Source organism: Sphingomonas sp. SL1004, assembly GCF_057815015.1.
In genome coordinates, this window is sequence record NZ_JBYMUX010000002.1 from 277,388 (window position 1) to 297,448 (window position 20,061).

The window sequence follows — 20,061 nt, forward strand, 5'->3', positions numbered from 1 at the left end:
GTCATGGCCACCATTGCTCCCCCACGCCCGTCTCATCAGGATGCCGCCAAACCTATAGGCACCCTCCCGATCACGCTTACAATCAACGGCGAAGAGCGTGCTCTGCAGGTCGAACCCTGGACAACTTTGCTCGACCTGCTTCGCGACAAGCTTGATCTGACCGGTACGAAGAAAGGCTGCGATCACGGCCAGTGCGGCGCTTGCACCGTCCTTATCGACGGCAAGCGGATCAACTCGTGCCTAACGCTCGCGGTAGTGCGCGACGGTGCCGAGATCACCACGATCGAGGGGATGGCAACAGGCGGCGAACTCCACCCGCTGCAAGCCGCATTCGTGGAGCGTGACGCATTCCAATGCGGCTATTGCACGCCCGGGCAGATCTGCTCCGCCCAAGGCCTCATCAACGAAGGCCGCGCCAAATCGCGCGAGGATGTTCGCGAACTCATGAGCGGCAATCTATGCCGCTGCGGTGCGTACACGAACATCACCGACGCAGTGATGGACGTGCTCGAAACGGAGGCAGCGCGATGAACCGCTTCGATTATGCCCGCGCCGGGGACGTTGCCGAGGCAGTCCGTGAAGGATCGGGGGATCATGTCCGTTACCTGGCTGGTGGCACTAACCTGATCGATCTGATGAAGGAGAATGTCGAACGCCCTTCCCGCATCGTCGACATCAACCGGCTTGATCTTCACAGGATTACCGAGCGTGACGATGGCGGACTGCGTCTCGGCGCGCTCGCGACCAATGCAGATACCGCGTACGACGCGCGGGTCGAGCAGCGCTATCCACTGCTTGCATCCGCGATCCTCGCAGGGGCAAGCCCGCAGCTACGCAATGCCGCGACCAATGGTGGCAACCTTAATCAGCGTACCCGCTGCTACTATTTCTACGACACTGCAGCACCGTGCAACAAGCGCGAGCCGGGATCAGGCTGCGGTGCGATCGGAGGCGTGAACCGTATCCACGCAATCCTCGGCGCAAGCTCGTCCTGCATCGCTACGCACCCGTCTGACATGTGCGTCGCCCTCGCAGCGCTACAGGCGCAGGTGCAGGTCACGGGGCCCGAAGGTGACCGGACGATCGCATTCGAGGACTACCATCGCCTCCCGGACGACGAGCCTTGGCGCGACAACACCTTGAAACCCGGTGAGCTTGTCACCGCGATCGACCTGCCATCCGAGGACTTCAGCACCAACTACACCTATCTGAAGCTTCGCGACCGGCTGTCCTATGCCTTCGCACTTGTCTCGGTCGCGGTAGCGATGAAACTGGAGAACGGCCGCATCGCCGACGTCCGCATCGCGCTTGGCGGCGTGGCGCACAAACCGTGGCGCCGCAGCCAAGTCGAAGAGGCGATCAAGAACGAAGCCCCCACGGTCCAGGCGTTCGAGACGGCAGCAAGCGCTCTGCTTGCAGGTGCCGTCGGCCAGGGTGAGAACGACTTCAAGGTCGCGCTTGCCCGCAAGGCGATCGTCCGTGCGCTCGAACAGGCCGCTGCAGGCACCCCGCAATCCCAGATCGACAAGCGCGTCGCGTAAGGAACCCGACATGGCAACTCAAATGAAAGTCGGTATCGGCACCCCGCTTAGCCGCGTCGACGGCCGTGATAAAGTCACCGGCGCCGCCAAATATGCCGCTGAATATGCCGTCCCGGACATGCTCTACGGCGTGATCGTCTCTAGCGCGATCGCGAAGGGCGAGATCACCGGCTTTGATGACGCTGCAGCGCGCAGTGTGCCCGGCGTCGTCGAGATCCTGTCGCATGAGAACCGTCCGAAGGAGGCATGGTTCGACCATAGCTACAAGGACGAACTCAATATCCCAGGTGAGCCGTTCAAGGCGCTGCATGACGAGACGATCATGTTCAGCGGCCAACCTGTCGCTCTGGTTCTCGCCGAGACGTTCGAGGCTGCCCGCTATGCGGCCAGCCTGCTCGGTGTGCAGTACGAGAACGAGGCGCACAATATCGACTTCGAGGCATCGCTCGAAGAGAAGTTTCTGCCCAAGAAGAAGCGCAACACCTACCATCCGCCAAAAACCCGGGGCGAGCCCAATGCGGCCTTCGAAGCCTCGGCCCTGCAGCTGAGCGAGACTTATCATTTAGCGCCCGAGCATCACAATCCGATGGAGATGCATGCGTCCACCGTCGAATGGCACGGCGATGGCAAGATTACCGTCTATGACAAGACGCAGGGGTCGCAGGGCGTCCAGGCCTATATCGCCAGCGCGTTCGGCTTCTCGAAGAAAGACGTCCGCGTCGTCAACGCCTATGTGGGGGGCGGTTTTGGCTCGGGGCTGCGGCCGCAATATCAGGTGCAGCTCGCGGTACTCGCCGCCAAGAAGCTCGAGCGCTCGGTGCGGGTCGTAATGACGCGCCAGCAGATGTTTACGCACGCTCACAGGCCGGAATGTACCTACGGTATCAAGCTTGGCGCCGAGACGACCGGCATGTTCACCTCGATCTACGGCGACGCAACAACGTCGACGTCACGGTTCGAGAACAACATGGAGGATATCGTTACCTGGGGCATTATGAACTATGCCAGTCCCAACGCAGGCGGCGAATACACGATCGCGCCGCGCGATACCTACACGTCGGCGGATATGCGCGCTCCGGGTGCGGCGACCGGCATGGCCCTGTTCGAAATCGCGGTCGACGAGATGGCGTATAAGGCGAAGGTCGATCCGCTTGAGTTCCGGATGATCAACTATTCGGAAATCGACGCAATGAACGAGTTGCCCTTCACGTCAAAGGCGCTGCGCGAGGCATACCGAGAAGGTGCGGACAAGTTCGGCTGGTCGAAGCGCACCTCCGAACCGCGATCAATGACCGAGGGCAAGGAACTGATCGGCTGGGGCGTCGCCACCGGCATGTGGGACGCACAATTCAGCAAAACTGCCGCCAGCGCGAAGCTGACTGCAAACGGCCATCTTGAGGTGGCGACGGCAGCATCTGACATCGGCACGGGCACGTACACCGTGCTGACGCAGGTAGCTGCTGACACGCTTGGCCTGCCGGTGGATCAGATCACGGCAAAGCTCGGCGACAGCGACCTGCCAACTTCTCCTGTCGAGGGCGGATCGTGGGGCGCGGCGTCGGGCGGCGCAGCGGTCCAGCTCGCCTGCCAAGCGGTTGCCAAGAAGCTGCTGAAAGCGGCTGACAAGGTCGAGAACCGGCCATTGTGGGGCGCCAAGTCGATCGAGGACATTGAGTTTGCCGACGGTCATATGTCGCTCAAGTCCGACGTCACCAAGCGCGTGTCGATCACCGACGTGATGCGTGCTGCGGATCTGACCGTAATTGAAGAGGAGGAGACCGCTTCTCCTGGAATCTCCGGCATGATCAGCATGATGCAGAAGGCGCGCAACACGCACAGCGCCGTCTTTGTCGAAGTGAAGGTCGACGAAGAGCTGGACGTCGTCCGTGTGACCCGGGTGGTCAACGCGGTCGCAGCCGGCCGGATCATCAACCCCAAGACCGCCCGGAGTCAGATCCTAGGCGGCGTCGTCATGGGGATTGGCATGGCACTACATGAGGAGACGTTTGCCGACGTGAAGATGGGCCGGTGGATCAACCACAATTATGCCGAATATCACGTGCCTGCGAACGCCGACATTCAAGATATCGAGGTCATCTTCGTCGACGAACCGGATCTCGAAGTCACCCCGCTTGGCGTCAAGGGACTAGGCGAGATCGGCATCGTCGGCACGGCTGCAGCGGTCGCCAACGCAATCTATCACGCGACCGGCAAGCGTGTTCGCAGCCTACCCATTACAATCGACAAGCTGCTCAAAACGGAGGTCTCGGCATGACCGTCTCGCTAAAATCCCTCGCGGACCAGATCGTCGTGATCACCGGTGCCAGTTCGGGCATTGGGCTGGTCACGGCAAAGCTGGCAGCCGGTCGGGGGGCCAAGGTCGTACTCGTTGCGCGCAACGAAGCAGCACTTGAGAAAGCCGTCGAGGACATTCGGGCCGAGGGTGGTGACGCGAGCTTCGCGGTCGCAGACGTTGGTGTTATTGAGGAGGTCCAAGCGGCCGCAAAGGTCGCCATCGCTCGCTATGGCCGCATCGATACCTGGGTGAATAACGCAGGTACCGCGATCTACGCCAAGCTCATCGACACGCCGCTCGACGAACATCGGCGACTGTTTCAGACCAATTACTTCGGTGCCGTCCACGGCAGTCTGACGGCGATCGAGCATCTGCGTAACAAGGGCGGCGCGATCATCACGATCGGGTCGATCGCATCGGACCTCCCTTCTCCAGTCCTCAGCGCCTATTCGGCCTCGAAGCACGCGGTGAAGGGCTTCGTCGATGCGCTGCGGATGGAGATCACCGCCGACAAACTGCCGATCGCGATCACGCTTATCAAGCCAGCTGGCATTGACACACCCATCGCCCAGCACGCGGCGAACCATGTCGACGGTGAAGCGCTGATCCCACCGCCCGTCTACGATCCAACGCTAGTGGCGGAAGCAATCCTGGACGCCGCGCAGCACGTTCGCCGCGATATCACGGTAGGCGGTATGGGACGGCTCCAAGTCCTGCTTGGCACGCACTTTCCAGCGATCCTCGACAAACTCTCCGGTATCCTCACACCTGCCATGTCGGATCCCACAGCCAAGAAAACGACGGAGACGTCGATCTTCGAGCCGAACCAGCTCGGCCAGGAACGGTCTGGGGTCCAGCCTGGACGACGTACGAGCCTCTATACTGCTGCGGAGCGCCATCCGGTTGCGATAGGCGCCATTGCCTTGTTTGGTCTGGGTGCCATCCTCGCCACGTTAGGCTCGAAGCGCGAATGATTACCTTAGCAGGGTCGTGATTTGTCCTGTGCCGCCATGAGTTGAGACTTGAGCGGCACGAGATTTATCTCCTGCGGCAGATCATGACAGTTTGTCGAGGATCCCCGATGACTGGAAGGTTTCCACGATCTCGGTCGGATCATCGAATTCCTTCTCGTAGCTGTGCGGTACGTCGAGCTTTGCCCAAGGCATCGCACTTCGGACGAAAATCTGAGCAACTGGTTTGACCCACTCTGCGTCGTCAAGGGTCGAGGGACGCACCACGATTGTGTCCGGAGTTCCGTCCGTTATCGTGTGCGTCCACACTGCGCACATGGGGCACCGATATGCGCGGCTCTCGTTTCCGCTTTCGGCCGTCTTGGTGATGACAACTGGTTCACCCGTGTGCGAAAAGCCGTCCTTATCTACAGGCATGCCCAGCGAGAAGGCACTCGACGTCTGCTCCTGGCAGTCTGTGCAGTGGCAGGCCATAACGAATAGCGGCGCCTTCGTGATGCGGTATCGGATGCCCCCGCAGCGGCAACCGCCCGTGATTGCGTAAGTCCCGTCAGCGTCGCGCATTGATAGATCTCCTTGACCTTCCAACCGCTTGAGAAGCCAAATCGTTCACCAAGGCATGAGCAGAGCGACCATCACTCCAGCTTGCCTGCCAGCGGGGCCAAATGCCTATGGTATCGTAGGTTCTTCGATCCTGATGCCATTCGCTTGCCCACGATATTCTCGCGCTGCGGCGTAGGCTGGTCTCCGAGCACGCATGATCGATCCCAGCGGCCGATGCGCGGCCAAACCGATCCAGGGGTTGAACGCTAATCCGCTTTCGACCTCGGCCCACAGCTCTTCTGACCATGACTGCTGCGGGTTGGCAGTAACGCGGGCTACAGCGACGTAAGGACTTTCGTCCTCGGGCCATTCGGTAGAGGAGTCTTCGACGGGCATCGTCTTGATGTCCGTCGCCAACTGAACCCTTAACTCCCATACTGCTGGAAGCGTGGCAAAGTAGCGCTGAATCGACTCTCGGATTGCGTCGGGATGGCCGGAAACTTCAAGCGACTTGCCAGATAGTGCGACCAACTCGGTCGCCACGGGTGCAAGAACCACCTTTGCAAAATAATCGCCGTGGAGGATTGCTGCCTGCGAATAGAAACTGTCACCAAGCAATTCGGTGGTCGCTTGGCCGGCCAGGGTGGTCAATGTTGCCGACTTCAGGCCGACCTTCTCCAAGCCAGCATTTGTCGTACGTGAGATAACAGAGAGTGCTTCCTTGACCGGCTCGGCATGCCCCGTCGTGGCAGCCAACACCTTCAATTGCTTTAGAAAGCCGGCAGCAGTTGCCACTTGAAACGATGGCGAATTGCCGAGAACGTAGTTCTGCGTCGTATCGCTTTCGCTTCCGGGCAAACGTGCGCCGCTTACCCCTAACACCTTCAGTGCCACACCGCGCGGGGTCGAAACATTGTCGTCGAGCACGTCGCCTGGTGTGATCGTGTCCCACCGCGTGGTGTAGCTTCAGCGGCGTAGCCGCTTTGATCTCCGGACATGGCCGGGTCGATCACGCCGCCATGGACGACAACGTGACGGTGGGATCATCGCTCAATTGCGTCACGCTTTCCAGTGTCATGTAGCGCCCCCGCTGGACCGCCCACTCGTCATTCTGTTCTAGCAGAATGGCCCCGACCAGCCGGGTGATGGCATCCTCGTTGGGGAAGATGCCGACGACATTGGTGCGCCGCTTGATCTCGCCGTTGAGGCGTTCGAGCGGATTGGTCGAATGTAGTTTGGTGCGATGCTGTGGCGGGAACGACATGTACGCGAGCACGTCCTCCTCGGCAGTGTCCATGAGCTTCGCGAGCTTGGGGACATTGGGCCTGAGCTGATCGGCGACCTTGCGCCACTGACCCTTGGCGGCTTCGGGCGTCTCCTGTGCGTACGCGGTGGCGATGAAGGCCGAGACGACGCGCCGCCCGCTCTTGCCGGCATGGGCCGTAGCGTTGCGCGCGAAATGTACGCGGCACCGCTGCCACGTGGCGCTGAACACGCGTGAGACGGCAGCTTTGATGCCCTCGTGGGCATCCGAGATGATGAGTTTCACGCCGCGTAGGCCCCGCCGCGCGAGGCCGCGGAGGAAGTCTGTCCAGAACGTCTCGGCCTCCGACGCACCGATTGCCATGCCGAGCACCTCGCGCCTGCCGTCACTGTTCACGCCGACCGCAATGGTGACCGCGACCGAGACGATCCGACCAGCCTGACGCACTTTCAGGTACGTCGCGTCGATCCACACGTACGGCCAGTCGCCCTCGATAGGCCGGTCGAGAAACGCCTTCACGCGGACGTCGATCTCCTCGCACAGCCGGCTCACCTGGCTTTTCGAGATGCCCGACATTCCCATCGCTTTCACCAGGTCGTCGACCGACCGGGTCGAGATCCCCTGGATGTATGCCTCCTGGACAACCGCGGTCAGCGCCTTCTCCGAAAGGCGCCGAGGCTCCAGGAAGGCGGGAAAGTAGCTGCCGGTTCTCAGCTTGGGGATCCGCAGCTCAACGGTGCCAGCCCGCGTTTCCCAGTCCCGCTCGCGGTAGCCGTTGCGCTGGGCGAGCCGGTCACTGCTCTTCTCGCCATAGCCAGCGCCGGTCAGACTGCCGACCTCCAGATCCATCAGCCGCTGCGCGGCAAAGCCAATCATCTCACGTAGAAATTCCGCATCCGCGCTCTTTCCCACAAGCGCCTGCAGGTTCATTGTATCGTCGGTCATCGAAGGTCTCCGTTGGTTGAGTCTTGCAACCCAATCCTATCCGAAGATCTTCGATGGCCACCCGTGAACCTGACCGGCCGCTACGGCGCTGGATGATAGCGCGCGGCCGGTCAGCTTCACTACCGCTGAGCTACACCACCAGCGGGGACACGACCCCTGGTGTCGTGCTGAAACGCAGAATGGTATTGTATGTAGCAGGGCTCCCGAACAGTCCCTGCGCAAGAGATGTCGGAAGATCGGGCAGGACCTCGAACTTGGCTTTGAGATAGCCGTGAGCTTTGGCGTGTACCGCCCGGTGAGCATAACCTGTATCTGCGTGCGTCTTGCGCTGGATCGCCAGCATCGCCTCGGTAAGGCCGCGCTGCGTCTCCACCTCGTCATCCGGCACGTTTTCGAAACTAGGGTCGAAGCGAAGCGGAAATTGGGTTTTGCTCATTCACTTGAAACGTTCTGGGATCGTCCATGGACGCATAAACTCCCTCATCCAACGGTGTTTTTTGTGCTTCCGCTGGCTCGCGACATTCATGGCGTGGGTGCGAACCGTTCCTACATGGTGAGGTACAGTAACAGGAGAAGATAAGTGGCCGGTGGATGGAGCCGCGACGGCGCGGTGCAGGACCAGATTGATGATACCATTACCGATGCCGTTCTGGCGGCCCGCGCGCAGATGCCGGCGGGTGAAAGCCGGCTGACCTGCACCTTGTGCGGGGACGATATTCCCGAAGGGCGCCGACGCGCGCTACCGGGCGTACACACCTGCGTAGCCTGTCAGAGCGGCCGGGACCGCCCCGTGGCGACCGGCATGAACCGACGTGGGAGCAAGGACAGCCAACTGAAATAGTTTAGGCACACCGCAGGGTTGTACCCTTCTCACAACTGCGCCGCGTATCGACAAGGTCAGACTCCTCTGAGAATGTAAGCGAAGCTTCCGGAGCTGGCCCCCTTAGCTGGCACGCGTCGATGGTAGCGACGGCTGCACGACCCATCTGAGCGCTTTGGCTAACCATCTGTTTAGGCTACGAATGCCCGGCGAGGCAGGCGCCCGTCCGGAGAGATGTAGATGGCTGATATGGATCATTTGCTGGGAGTGCCGCTGACGCGGCGCACCGCACTGGGTGGCACTGCAGTGCTTACAGCATCTACGCTTATTTCCGAGGGCAATGCTGCAGTCGCTCCGCGTGCAGCCAAGCCTGTGGGCGTCCGATTGGCGATCCGGACGACGGTCAACGGCAAGGCGGTACCGGTAGAGATCGATGTGCGGACATCGCTGCTCGATCTCCTGCGTGAGCAACTGCATCTGACTGGCGCCAAGAAGGGCTGCGACCATGGCCAGTGCGGCGCATGTACCGTTCACGTCGATGGTCGGCGCGTAGCGTCCTGCCTCACGCTAGCAGCCAAGGTCGACGGACGTGCGGTGACGACGATCGAAGGGCTTGCCGATGGCGAGACGCTGCATCCGATGCAGCAGGCCTTCATCGATCACGATGCGCTGCAATGCGGCTATTGCACACCGGGGCAGATCATGGCGGCAGTCGCGTGCGTGCGCGAAGGCAACGCCACATCGAAGGACCGCATTCGCGAATATATGAGCGGCAACATCTGCCGCTGCGGGGCCTATGTCGGCATCGTCGCGGCGATCGAGCAGTTTGCGGGAAGGGAGAAAGCCTGATGCGCCCCTTCACCTATGCACGACCCGAAAGCGCCGTAGCGGCAGTCCAGGCCTTCACAGCCGCGGGAGCCGGTGCGCGCTACATCGCAGGCGGCACCTCGCTCTATGACCTGATGAAGCTCGACATCGAGAAGCCTCAGCACCTCATCGACGTCACCGCGATCCGAGGGCTCGATGGAATTGAGACGAACGGCAAGCGGCTACGCTTCGAGGCACTCGCACCAATGAGCGCGGTCGCCACCGACAAGGTCGTTCTACGCGATTACCCCGTCCTTGCCGAGGCGTTGTGGAAGGCTGCCTCGCAGCAGTTGCGCAACATGGCGACGGTCGGCGGTAACCTGCTCCAGCGGACCCGCTGTCTCTATTTCCGAAACGGTGCGGGCGGAACGTCGGTCGGCAACACCTACCCCTGCAACAAGCGGGAGCCAGGCTCGGGTTGCGCGGCAATCGGTGGACTCGACCGCGGCCAGGCCGTGCTAGGCCAGAGTTCGTCATGCACCGCCGTCTCGCCTGGCGACTGGCCCGTCGCGCTCGTCGCGCTCGACGCCTATGTCGAAGTGCTGGGCGCCAGTGGTAGCCGCGCGATCCCGATTGCCGAACTCTATCGTCTACCGGGCAGCACGCCGAACCTGGAGTTCGCGCTGCAGCCAGGCGAGATGATCACGGCGATCGTCGTGCCAAAGACGAAGGCAGGCCGGCATTCGACGTATCACAAGATCCGTGACCGGGAGAGCTACGCCTTCGCGCTCGCCTCGGCAGCGGTCGCGTTGGACATGGATGGTGACACAGTGACGCGCGCCCGGATCGCACTTGGCGGCGTGGCGACCAAACCATGGCGGGCGACCGCGGCAGAGGCGCTGCTGGCTGGCAAGTCCCTGACCCCGGCGACTGCCCTGGCTGCAGGCCACGCCGCGCTTGCCGATGCCAAAGCTGGCAAGCAGAACGGCTTCAAGATCGAACTCGGCGCGCGGACCGTTGCCGATGCCCTGACTATCGCCGCAGCGAGGAACCGGTCATGACCGCCCCCTTCCCCAACCGTCCCCGTGCCGATGCCCGTGAGAAGGTGACGGGCGCTGCGCGCTATGGAGCCGACCATCAGGTCGCTGGGCTGCTGTACGCAATGCAGGTCCCGGCAACCATTGCGAAGGGGCGGATTGCCGCGCTGTCGGTCGATGCAGCGATGCAGGTGCCGGGCGTTATTCGCGTGCTGACCGCGACCGACTTTCTGCCGCCCCCTCCTGCGACCCCTGGCGCACCGCCCCCGCCTGCGACGCTCACGGCCGACATTGCCTATCGTGGCCAGCCGGTCGCACTTGTCGTTGCCGAGACGCTCGAGGCCGCGATCGAGGGCGCCGAGGCCATTCGTCCGACCTACACAACAGCGCCCGCGTTCACCTCGCTCGTCGAGCAGCCGGGGATGGTGCGCGAAGCCGTCAAACCGGTGACAGCGGGCGATGCGACGCAGGCGATGGCGCGGGCGGTAACACGGCACAAGGCGGACTATGTCTCCCCGCCACAGCACCATAACCCGATCGAGATGCTGTCGACGACCGCCGTATGGGAGAATGGGCAACTCACCATCTACGAAAGCACGCAGAGCAGCAGCAACACTAAGGGTGCCGTAATGCGCAACATGCGCCTTACGCCCGAGCAGGTGACGGTAAAGAGCCCACAAATCGGCGGGGGCTTCGGCCAGCGTGGCGGGGCACAGCGCCAGACCGCCCTTGTCGCCCGCGCCGCGATGCTGCTCGGCCGACCGGTCAAACTTGTCCTGCCGCGCGGGCAGATTTTCCATAACGCGACCTTCCGGCCAAAGAACCGTCACCGGATCGAGATCGGTGCGGATGCCAGCGGCAAAATGATCGCGGTGCGCTACGATGCCGATCAGCAGCAATCACGCGAAGGCCAGTTTCCGCCTGACTACCATGAGTCCGTGCCCATGCTGTACGGTATCGAGAATTATCACGGGACCGCCGCCAATCTGCGGATCGATACGCAGGCGCCAGGCTATATGCGGTCGCCGACGCCGCACCCGTCGTGCTTCGCCTTCGAAAGCGCGGTGGACGAACTTGCCCTCAAGCTCGGCGTCGATCCGGTCGCCTTCCGACTGCGCCACCGCGCCACGACCGATCCGATCCACGGCCATAAACTCTCTTCCTGCTATCTGTCGGACTGCCTGACAGAGGGGGCACGCCGGTTCGGTTGGGAACGGCGCAGTCTCCAGCCGGGATCGATGACGCTGCCCGACGGCACGCAGGTCGGCTGGGGCGTAGCATCAGGCGCCTATCCGGGCTCCGCACATCCCAACATCGTGACGCTACGCGTGAACGCAGACGGCACGACCCGGTTTGCGGCTGCGGGGCATGAGATGGGCCAGGGCATCCGCTCGACCATCGAACAGGTTCTCGTACGCGAACTGGCGATCGATCCTTTGAAACTGGAGATCGCGATCGGCGACACCAGTGTAGCGCCTCAGCACACGACGGCGGGATCCTGGGGTACCGCGAGTGTCGTGCCGGCAGCGGCAGAGGCGGCTGCCAAGTTGAACGCTACGATGGCCGAGCTGTTGGCGGGGCGTCAGGTGGCGGGCAATCTTCACCGACAGCTTGCGACTGTACGGCGTCCCTCGCTTCAGGTTGAGGTCGAGCATGTTGCTGTCGACCAGGGTCCGAAGGATCTGGCGACGCTGCGCAAGGGCGGCATGGCGCTGGTCGGGCCGGATTATTCGACCTTTACGACCTACAGCTACATTGCCCACTTCGTTGAAGTGCATGTCGAGCCCGGTACGCGGCGGGTCCGCGTGCCACGCGTCGTCAGCATTGCCGATTGTGGACGGGTGATCTCGCCGCGCACGGCCGAGAGTCAGGTTCGGGGTGGCGTGATCTGGGGCATTGGTGCGGCGCTCCGCGAAGCGACCGAAGTTGATCCGCGCTATGGCGGGTGGCTGAACAACGATCTTGCCGACTATGTCGTGCCTGTGAATGCCGACATCGGGTCGATAGACGTCGGCTTTATCGATCGACCAGATCCTCTCATCAATGCCCTTGGCGCAAAAGGGCTTGGCGAAGTTGCAATGACGGGCTGTGCAGGCGCCATTGCCAATGCCATTCATCATGCGACGGGCAAGCGGCTGCGCGAGATGCCGTTCAGGATCGAAGATCTTCTGTAATCGAACCGAGGCGAAAGACCGCGGCTGAGACGGGAAATCACATGCCTCCGACGTGCCGAGCTACATCAAAAGCCCCTTAAAGCATCGGATTGTGTTGGATGTACGTACTTCCTCTCGCTGCGGCAGCAGCCTTGATGCAATCGCCGGTTGCCACCACCGCAGTCAGGCCCGGCACGATAGCGATCGTCGCTGCTGATAGTTCGACTTCGTCTCCCGCTATCACGAGAACGTTCACCGACGCCGTTCAACGAACCCTCCTTCGAACACCTTTCCTGCCCCTGCCCGACCCGAACCACAGTCTTTACGTCGCCAAGGTTGAGGTATCGCAGACACAGCGCGGCGTTGTCCGGTCTGGCAACGATCGATCAGACCGACCGGGCATGGCAGCGGGCCTTGGAGGCCTGTCGCTGACTTTGCCTTCGGGGAAGGATCAATTGCGCGGACTGATCGTAACCCGTCTCGCGGTGACGGTATCGCTGCGCCGCGACAATCACGTTGTGTGGACGGGGCAGGCGACCACGGTGCGCGCTAGCGGCACACGAACGGGCGATCCCTCCGTTGTCGCTACGGCGCTGTCGGACGCCCTCCTGACGTGGTTCCCTCGGCAGTTGCCGGGACCGCTGTCCGTGCCATAACACCCACTGGGTAAGCCGATTATCAGCCTCTGATCTTCGACAACACGCGTGCTGCAACATTGCTCCTGGCTGCAAGCTTGCGTCCGTAGCGCAGCGCGGTCGACGGAGAGGACCAGCGCAGCGCCTGAGCAATCCCGACCCCATCCTCCCCGGCCGCAAACAGATCCTGGGTGAGGCCCACGCGCAGCGAGTGGCTCGACAGCGCCCGCGCGGCCTCCTCAACCGTTGCGATCGGCATCTCGACCAGCCCCTGATCGAAGGCGCTCAGTGCCACACGCCGATAGATCCCGTTGACGCCCTGACGACTAAGTGAGGCGGTGCCGACGGTATAGACGGTGCGTGCGGGCTCCGCCTCTCGCTGACAGGGACACCTTCAGCCGGCAGTGCAAGACCCAGCAACCGGGTAACGCGGACATCGATCGGCTCGACAATCCCACGCCGCGCTCGAACCGGCAGCCCCCCCCCGTCGGTACGATGGACGATGATTTCACTCACGCGACGCCTGCCCGCTGGTCCGATTTACCCTGCATTCCGGCTTCGTAGCACATCGCTATAGTTACTATAATGTCCGAGAATGGCGCTGATCAGACGTAGAAGCGGTTGCGACAGATGAGTCTGTACTGCGGGTCTACTCTCATCGACACGGCTTTGTGTTCGGGATGTCAGACCCGCTCAAGCAACAAGCCGATCCCCTGCCCGACACCGATACACATGAACGCCATCGCGTAGCGACCACCCGTACGATGAAGTTCCTCGACTGCGCTCATCGTGATCCGCGCGCCGGACATGCCGAGAGGGTGACCAAGCGCGATTGCACCACCGTTACGGTTCACGCGCGGGTCGTCGAACGGATCTATGTCGAGGTCGCGCAACGTTGCGATCGCCTGACTAGCGAACGCCTCGTTCAGTTCGATCACGTCGAGTTGCTCGATCGAGATGCCACCCAGCGTCATCAGCTTGCGCGCCGCCTCTATCGGCCCCACGCCCATGATCCGGGGAGCAACGCCCGCCGCTGCCATGGCGACGATCCGCGCGCGCGGGGTCAGCCCGTGTCGCACCGCTGCGTCTTCTGACGCGATGAGCGTCGCGGCCGCGCCGTCGTTGAGGCCGGACGCGTTGCCGGCTGTCACGGTGCCATCCGCCCGCACGACCGGCTTCAGCTTTGCGAGCGCCTCAAGGCTGGTTGCCCGCAGATGTTCGTCGGCGGAGAAGACGATCGGATCGCCCTTCTTCTGCGGGATCGTGACAGGCACGATCTCAGCGGTAAACCGTCCGCTCGCCTGCGCAGCAGCGGCCTTTTCCTGGCTGGCAAAGCCGAAGCGATCCTGGTCTTCGCGACTAACATGCCATTGATCAGCAACGTTCTCGCCCGTCTCCGGCATCGAGTCGACGCCATAAGCATGCCGCATCGCCGGGTTGACGAAACGCCAGCCCAGCGTCGTATCTTCCAGCTTCTGCGCCCGATCGAATGGGCTATGTGCCTTGCCCATGACATACGGCGCACGCGTCATGCTCTCGACGCCACCCGCAATCATGAACTCGGCATCGCCGCTGCGGATCGCCCGTGCTGCCGACCCGATCGCGTCGAGACCCGAACCACACAGCCGGTTGATCGTCGATCCCGACACGCCCTCGGGCAATCCGGCAAGCAGCACGGCCATGCGCGCAACGTTGCGATTGTCCTCGCCCGCCTGGTTCGCGCAGCCCAAAATCGTGTCGTCGACAGCGCCCCATTCAACGCCGGGATTGCGATTCATCAACGCCTTGATCGGGATGGCGGCTAGGTCGTCGGCGCGGATGCCGGCGAGCGACCCGTTCAGTCGGCCGATGGGCGTGCGGATCGCGTCGCAGAGGAAAGCGTGAGTGATGAGTTTAATCCTTGTCGCTGCCGGAGTCGATCTCGGCGATGATCTTGCCTGCTTCGGCAAAGGCGGTGTTGGCGGCGGGCACGCCCGCGTAGATGGCCGATTGCATCAGCACTTCCTTGAGCTCCTCGCGCGTGAAGCCGTCGCGCATCAACCCGGTACGCACATGGAGCGCGAACTCCTCCCAGCAGCCGAGTGCCACGGTGATGGCGAGCACAATGAACCGACGGCTGCGATCATCAAGACCCGGCCGACCCCAGACTTCGTTCCACGCGATCCGCGTGATCATCGCCTGAAAATCGGCGGTGAAGTCCGTCCTCTTGGCGAGCGACGCATCGACCCACGCATCGCCCAGCACGCGACGCCGGTTGAGCAGCCCTACCTCGAACAGTGTATTTGCGGCATCTTGAGTATCGGTCGGTACCAGAAAATCGCGAAGCGTCGCCGCCAGCGCTACGGGCGTCTCGATCGGCGCGAGATGCGCGGCGTCGAGATGCACCACGCGCGCGCCGGGCACCGCCGCCGCGATGTGTTCGCCATGCCCCGCAAACGGCGTCGAGGTGTCGCGATCGCCCGCGACGATGAGCGTGGGAATACCGATCGCCGGTAACCGGTCGACCAGTGCCATGTCACGGATCGCGGCACCGCAACCCGCATAGCCCGCATCGGCCATAGCAATCAGGCCCTGACGCAAGCTTGCGGCCGCGCCGCCATGCGTCGCCACAAAGCGCGGCGACAGGAACCGCCCCATGACCATGTCGGCGATCGCCCGCGTACCCCTTGAGCGTACCACCTCGATCCGATCACGCCATGCGCCAGCATCCATAGTCGCCGACGTGCAGACGAGCGCTAGCGCAATAATCCGTGTCGGATGCGTCAGCGCCAGCTCCATTGCGATCATCCCGCCGAGCGACACACCGGCGACCGCTGCAGTCTGCACTCCTGCGACATCCATGACCGCTACGACATCGTCGGCCAGCATCGCCAAGCTATAGTCACCATCCGGCGTATCCGACGCGCCGTGCCCGCGCGTGTCGACCCGCAGGAGACGGAAGGCGGGCAGCAAGTGTGGAACGCTCGTATCCCACAGCCCCATGTCCGTACCGATAGAATTTAGCAGGACGAGCACGGGAAGGTCGGGCGCGCCGTCAAGCTTCCAATAGAGACGCACGTCGTCACGGATCGCAAATGGCATAGAGTTATCCTTCGCGTCTGGCGACAAGCGCGCGGACGATGGCAGCGCTTTCGCCGATATCCATACCAATGCTGGCATCACTCAAGTTGCGCGCGATCGCGCCTTCGTCGATCTCGAGCCCCTCCGCGACACCCGCCATCGCTTCCGCCGCACCGGCCGCGAGCAGGAACAGGTCGGCCAATACGGGACCCTCCGCTTGCCAACCACCTAGCCCGCGCTCTTCTTCCTGCGGCAGGCCTGCGAGAATTGTCGCCGCTAGCCCAGGTGCGCGCAGCGCTGCCGACAGCGCGATCTGGCACCCGGTCGGGTTGCGCTTATGCGCCATCGCGGAGGACCCGCCCCGCCCCGCGATCGCCGGCTCACGTGCCTCAGCAACCGTGTTCTGCGACAGGAGCGCTACGTCGCGCGCCATCTTCCCAACGGCGCCGATCGCGATAGCCAGACTGGTGCCGATCGAGGCGATGCCGATCCGGCGCGCGTGCCATGGTTCGCTGGCCGCAAGACCAAGCTCGCTTGCCATCCGCGATGCAATTGCCAGTCCTGCGCCGTCGAGCCCAGTTCTCGCGCCCGCCGCGCCCCCAAGCTGGATCCGGGCATGGTCTGCTACTTCGCCGCGCAGTCGCTGGGCGGCATCGGCGATGCCGGCCATCCAGTGCGCGATGCGAAGACCGAACGCGACGGGCAACGCATCCTGCAACAATGTGCGCCCGACCGCAGGTGTCTCGGCGTGGCGTATCGCAAGGTGGCTAAGGGCTTCGACGATACGGTCGAGGTCCCTAAGTACCAGCTCGGCTGCCGCCTGCGTTTGCATCATCAATACGGTGTCGGCCACGTCCTGACTGGTCACGCCCTTGTGTACCGCCTTCTTAGCATCGCCACTTAGTGAGGCACGCAAGCGGGCGACGAGAGGTATGGCCAACGTGCCTGCCAGCGCTGCTTCCTCGGCCAGTTCACCAGAATCGATCGCCGTCGTTATGCATGCATCGACAATCGCAAGCGCAAGCTCCTCGGAAATCACCCCCTCTGCCGCCTGTGCTCGCGCCAAGGCGCCTTCGAATGCAAGCGCATGGGCAATGGTGGCGTCGTCGTCGAAGACGGCCAGCATGGCGGGCGTCGTGGCAGGGCGGGTACGGAGGAGATCAGTCATTCGGGATCATACCGCAAAGAAAACCGTCTCAGCATCGCCGTGCAGCCGGATGTCGAACCACCAGCACCGGTCGGCTCGCTGGTGGGCGATAAGCGTCGTGCGACGCTCTTCCGGAACGGCGCTCAAGACCGGATCGTCGTCATTGCCTTCGCCATCGGCGAAATACAGCCGCGTCGCGAGGCGTTTCAGTATACCACGCCCGAACACCGACACCGCAAGATGTGGCGCCTGAAGCGTGTTGCCGGGCCCCGGCACACGCCCCGGCCGAATGGTGCGGAACCGGTAGATACCGTCGCTGTCGACCGAAGCGCGACCGAAGCCGATGAAATGCGGATCGATCGGCACCGTCTCACGCGCATCGTCGATGCTCGCATAGCGACCGACCGCGTTAGCCTGCCAGATCTCTATCATCGCATCGAGGATCGGCACCCCCTTCGCATCGAACACCTGCCCCGCGATCTCGATCACCTCGCCCTCAGGCGTGCCGCTCGGCGATGACAGATTGAGGACATAATGCTCCTCGCCGAACAGGTCGGTGCGGGCGCCCATGTCGGACTTGCCGACAAGATCGGCGCCGCCCTTCCATGGCAGGCCGTAGTGGAAGAAGGGCCCGACCGTCTGCCACGGGGTCTGCCCGAAAATCGTTGGATCCTGATTGTCGATCCGCGGTGCAGTCTCGCGGTCCTCGACTACGATCTCAATGGTCATGGTCGTGATCCTCGAAGGGCGTCTCGTCGCGCCCTTTCAGGACGATGTCGAACAGATAGCCGAGCGCCCAGGCAGGCTTCGTGCTCTTGATGTCGAAGCGGCCAACCATCCGCTGGCGAGCGGGCATCGGTATGGCATTGGCGATCGGGTCGATCTCGATCAGCGGATCGTCGGGGAAATACATCTGCGTCACGAGCCGCGTCGCAAACGCAGGGCCGAGCAGCGACAGATGGATATGCCCCGGCCGCCAGGCGTTTTTGTGGTTACCCCAAGGGTAGGCGCCCGGCCGTATCGTGACATAGCTGTACCGCCCTTCGTCATCGGTGACGACCCGCCCGGCTCCGGTAAAATTCGGGTCGAGCGGCGCGTCCCAATTGTCCGCCGAATGGATGTAGCGCCCTGCAGCATTGGCCTGCCAGATCTCGATAACGGTGTTGCCCACTGGGCGTGCGCGATCGTCGAGCACGCGCCCGGAGACGATGATGCGCTGACCCTGCGGCACGCCCGGATGTTGCGCGGTCAGGTCGATCCCCGAGGGTCCCACCATCAGGCGGTCCCACGCGCTGGGACCGGTCGTCTCGGTCAGCGTCGGCGGGATCGCGATCAAAGGCTGGCGCGGACTGCGGTCGACCGTCGAGCGATAGTCGGGATGCAGCGAAGGCGACAGTCCCGCCTCCTCCGCCGAATAAGCGATCACGTCGGTCATGCCGCATTCTCCTGCTCGAGGGCGCGCGCGTCGAACGCCGCACCGGTCTTCGTCCGGACCTCATCCAGCGACACGCCCGGCGCAAGTTCGACCAGCGTCAGCCCGCCCGCCTTCTTGTCGCAGGCGAGAACGCACAGATCGGTGACGATCAGGTCGACCACGCCCTTGCCGGTCAGCGGCAGCGTACACGTTTCAAGAATCTTGGGTTCGCCCGCCTTGTTCGCGTGATCCATCACGACCACGACTTTACGCACGCCGGCGACCAAATCCATCGCGCCGCCCATCCCCTTCACCATCTTGCCGGGAATCGTCCAGTTGGCGATGTCGCCGTTGGCGGCGACTTCCATCGCACCGAGCACCGCCATGTCGATATGCCCGCCGCGGATCATCGCGAAGCTGTCCGCGCTGGAGAAGAAGCTGGAGGTCGGCAGCGCGGTGATGGTCTGCTTGCCCGCGTTGATCAGGTCGGGATCGGCCTCGCCCTCATACGGGAATGGCCCCATCCCGAGCATGCCGTTTTCCGACTGTAGCGTGACGTTCACGCCGTCCGGGATATAGTTCGCGACAAGCGTCGGAATGCCGATGCCAAGATTGACGTAATAGCCGTCCTGCAACTCGCGCGCCGCACGTGCCGCCATCTGCTCCCTCGTCCAGCCTTTGGTCTGATGGGCCATCATGCCGTCTCCCGCTGGCGCACGGTCAGCTTCTCAATGCGCTTCTCGTCGATCGTCGACAGGACGATGCGGTCGACATAGATGCCGGGCACATGGATGCAGTCGGGGTCGAACGCGCCCGCCTCGACGATCTCCTCGACCTCGACGACCGTCACCTTGCCTGCGGTCGCCATGTTGGGATTGAAATTGCGCGCGGTCTTGCGGAACATCAAATTGCCCGCCGGGTCGGCGCGCCATGCCTTGATGATCGACAGGTCCGCCTTCAACCACGTCTCGCGAACATACTCCTCGCCGTCGAACGTCTTGACCGGCTTGCCCTCGGCTACAACGGTACCGACGCCGGTCTTCGTGTAGAACGCCGGTATGCCCGCGCCGCCCGCGCGGATGCGCTCGGCAAGCGTCCCCTGCGGGGTCAGTTCCAGTTCCAGTTCACCGCTTAGATATTGCTGCTCGAACAGCTTGTTCTCACCGACATAGGACGAAATCATCTTCGCTATCTGCCGACTTTCCAAAAGCATCCACAGGCCGAACCCGTCCGCGCCCGCATTGTTGGAGATGACGGTCAATCCCGTGACACCTGCCGCGCGAATTTCCGGGATCAAGCTTTCGGGGTTGCCCGATAGCCCGAAGCCGCCCGACATGATGGTCATGCCGTCGAACAAAATTCCCCGCAAGGCCGAGGAAGGGGAGACAAAAATCTTGTTGGTCATGCCTTCTCCTGCGGATCACACGA

The 20,061-nt window shown here is 62.8% G+C and carries 20 protein-coding genes and 1 pseudogene; 9 read left to right on the plus strand and 12 right to left on the minus strand.

Going from position 1 to position 20,061, the window contains the following annotated elements:
• Positions 1-3 precede the first annotated feature (3 nt).
• The 4 genes from AC3D24_RS21975 to AC3D24_RS21990 are packed head-to-tail and all read left to right on the plus strand — an operon-like array spanning position 4 to position 4,811.
• Complete coding sequence (locus AC3D24_RS21975; protein WP_277983593.1) at positions 4-531, plus strand: (2Fe-2S)-binding protein; 528 nt, start codon at positions 4-6, stop codon at positions 529-531.
• The gene (locus AC3D24_RS21980; RefSeq protein ID WP_489033674.1) at positions 528-1,541 is read left to right on the plus strand and encodes an FAD binding domain-containing protein; all 1,014 of its coding nucleotides are present in this window, start codon (positions 528-530) and stop codon (positions 1,539-1,541) included. The genes AC3D24_RS21975 and AC3D24_RS21980 overlap by 4 nt, the downstream gene beginning before the upstream one ends.
• Before the next feature lie 10 nt (positions 1,542-1,551).
• Positions 1,552-3,816 carry a xanthine dehydrogenase family protein molybdopterin-binding subunit gene (locus AC3D24_RS21985; protein ID WP_489033675.1) on the plus strand — a complete coding sequence of 755 codons (2,265 nt, stop codon included), beginning with the start codon at positions 1,552-1,554 and terminating at the stop codon, positions 3,814-3,816.
• Positions 3,813-4,811, plus strand: coding sequence for an SDR family oxidoreductase (locus AC3D24_RS21990; protein WP_489033676.1), 999 nt, complete (start codon positions 3,813-3,815; stop codon positions 4,809-4,811). Before AC3D24_RS21985 ends, AC3D24_RS21990 begins: the two co-directional genes overlap by 4 nt.
• An 81-nt stretch (positions 4,812-4,892) precedes the next feature.
• Here the strand turns inward: AC3D24_RS21990 and AC3D24_RS21995 are convergent, their stop codons facing one another.
• The 4 genes from AC3D24_RS21995 to AC3D24_RS22010 form a co-directional block, all read right to left on the minus strand.
• Positions 4,893-5,372 carry a GFA family protein gene (locus AC3D24_RS21995; protein WP_489033678.1) on the minus strand — a complete coding sequence of 160 codons (480 nt, stop codon included), beginning with the start codon at positions 5,370-5,372 and terminating at the stop codon, positions 4,893-4,895.
• 105 nt (positions 5,373-5,477) lie between these two features.
• Complete coding sequence (locus AC3D24_RS22000) at positions 5,478-6,278, minus strand: catalase family protein (protein WP_489033679.1); 801 nt, start codon at positions 6,276-6,278, stop codon at positions 5,478-5,480.
• An 82-nt stretch (positions 6,279-6,360) separates the two neighbouring features.
• Positions 6,361-7,560, minus strand: coding sequence for an IS256 family transposase (locus tag AC3D24_RS22005; protein WP_489031911.1), 1,200 nt, complete (start codon positions 7,558-7,560; stop codon positions 6,361-6,363).
• 130 nt (positions 7,561-7,690) lie between these two features.
• Positions 7,691-7,996: a hypothetical protein gene (locus tag AC3D24_RS22010; RefSeq protein WP_489033681.1), complete on the minus strand. Its 306-nt coding sequence runs from the start codon at positions 7,994-7,996 to the stop codon at positions 7,691-7,693.
• A gap of 144 nt (positions 7,997-8,140) precedes the next feature.
• On the opposite strand from AC3D24_RS22010, the gene AC3D24_RS22015 reads away from it, so the two are divergent.
• The 5 genes from AC3D24_RS22015 (at position 8,141) to AC3D24_RS22035 (ending at position 13,033) form a co-directional block, all read left to right on the plus strand.
• A complete protein-coding gene (locus tag AC3D24_RS22015) occupies positions 8,141-8,401 on the plus strand; it encodes a DksA/TraR family C4-type zinc finger protein (RefSeq protein ID WP_489033682.1) in 261 nt (86 codons plus the stop codon).
• 219 nt (positions 8,402-8,620) lie between these two features.
• The gene (locus AC3D24_RS22020) at positions 8,621-9,229 is read left to right on the plus strand and encodes a (2Fe-2S)-binding protein (RefSeq protein ID WP_489033683.1); all 609 of its coding nucleotides are present in this window, start codon (positions 8,621-8,623) and stop codon (positions 9,227-9,229) included.
• Entirely contained in the window at positions 9,229-10,248 is a 1,020-nt protein-coding gene (locus tag AC3D24_RS22025; protein ID WP_489033685.1) for an FAD binding domain-containing protein, read from the plus strand. The genes AC3D24_RS22020 and AC3D24_RS22025 overlap by 1 nt, the downstream gene beginning before the upstream one ends.
• On the plus strand, positions 10,245-12,398 hold the full coding sequence (locus AC3D24_RS22030; protein ID WP_489033686.1) for a xanthine dehydrogenase family protein molybdopterin-binding subunit: 2,154 nt from the start codon (positions 10,245-10,247) through the stop codon (positions 12,396-12,398). The genes AC3D24_RS22025 and AC3D24_RS22030 overlap by 4 nt, the downstream gene beginning before the upstream one ends.
• Before the next feature lie 380 nt (positions 12,399-12,778).
• Positions 12,779-13,033: a hypothetical protein gene (locus AC3D24_RS22035; RefSeq protein ID WP_489033688.1), complete on the plus strand. Its 255-nt coding sequence runs from the start codon at positions 12,779-12,781 to the stop codon at positions 13,031-13,033.
• A gap of 22 nt (positions 13,034-13,055) precedes the next feature.
• Here the strand turns inward: AC3D24_RS22035 and AC3D24_RS22040 are convergent.
• From AC3D24_RS22040 to AC3D24_RS22075, 8 genes and pseudogenes are all read right to left on the minus strand, one after another.
• Positions 13,056-13,388 (minus strand): annotated as a pseudogene (locus tag AC3D24_RS22040) (site-specific integrase); the annotation flags it as partial.
• Between the two features lie 307 nt (positions 13,389-13,695).
• Positions 13,696-14,901, minus strand: a complete 1,206-nt coding sequence (gene pcaF / locus AC3D24_RS22045) for a 3-oxoadipyl-CoA thiolase (RefSeq protein ID WP_489033808.1) — start codon at positions 14,899-14,901, stop codon at positions 13,696-13,698.
• Positions 14,902-14,905: 4 nt separating this feature from the next.
• The gene (pcaDC, locus tag AC3D24_RS22050) at positions 14,906-16,093 is read right to left on the minus strand and encodes a bifunctional 3-oxoadipate enol-lactonase/4-carboxymuconolactone decarboxylase PcaDC (RefSeq protein WP_489033690.1); all 1,188 of its coding nucleotides are present in this window, start codon (positions 16,091-16,093) and stop codon (positions 14,906-14,908) included.
• Positions 16,094-16,097: 4 nt separating this feature from the next.
• Positions 16,098-17,240 carry a lyase family protein gene (locus tag AC3D24_RS22055; protein WP_489033692.1) on the minus strand — a complete coding sequence of 381 codons (1,143 nt, stop codon included), beginning with the start codon at positions 17,238-17,240 and terminating at the stop codon, positions 16,098-16,100.
• A gap of 6 nt (positions 17,241-17,246) precedes the next feature.
• The gene (gene pcaG / locus AC3D24_RS22060; protein ID WP_489033694.1) at positions 17,247-17,948 is read right to left on the minus strand and encodes a protocatechuate 3,4-dioxygenase subunit alpha; all 702 of its coding nucleotides are present in this window, start codon (positions 17,946-17,948) and stop codon (positions 17,247-17,249) included.
• Positions 17,938-18,654 carry a protocatechuate 3,4-dioxygenase subunit beta gene (gene pcaH / locus AC3D24_RS22065; RefSeq protein WP_489033696.1) on the minus strand — a complete coding sequence of 239 codons (717 nt, stop codon included), beginning with the start codon at positions 18,652-18,654 and terminating at the stop codon, positions 17,938-17,940. The genes pcaG and pcaH overlap by 11 nt, the downstream gene beginning before the upstream one ends.
• Positions 18,651-19,331, minus strand: coding sequence for a 3-oxoacid CoA-transferase subunit B (locus tag AC3D24_RS22070; RefSeq protein ID WP_489033698.1), 681 nt, complete (start codon positions 19,329-19,331; stop codon positions 18,651-18,653). Before AC3D24_RS22070 ends, pcaH begins: the two co-directional genes overlap by 4 nt.
• Entirely contained in the window at positions 19,328-20,038 is a 711-nt protein-coding gene (locus AC3D24_RS22075) for a CoA transferase subunit A (protein ID WP_489033700.1), read from the minus strand. The genes AC3D24_RS22070 and AC3D24_RS22075 overlap by 4 nt, the downstream gene beginning before the upstream one ends.
• Positions 20,039-20,061: the final 23 nt, after the last annotated feature.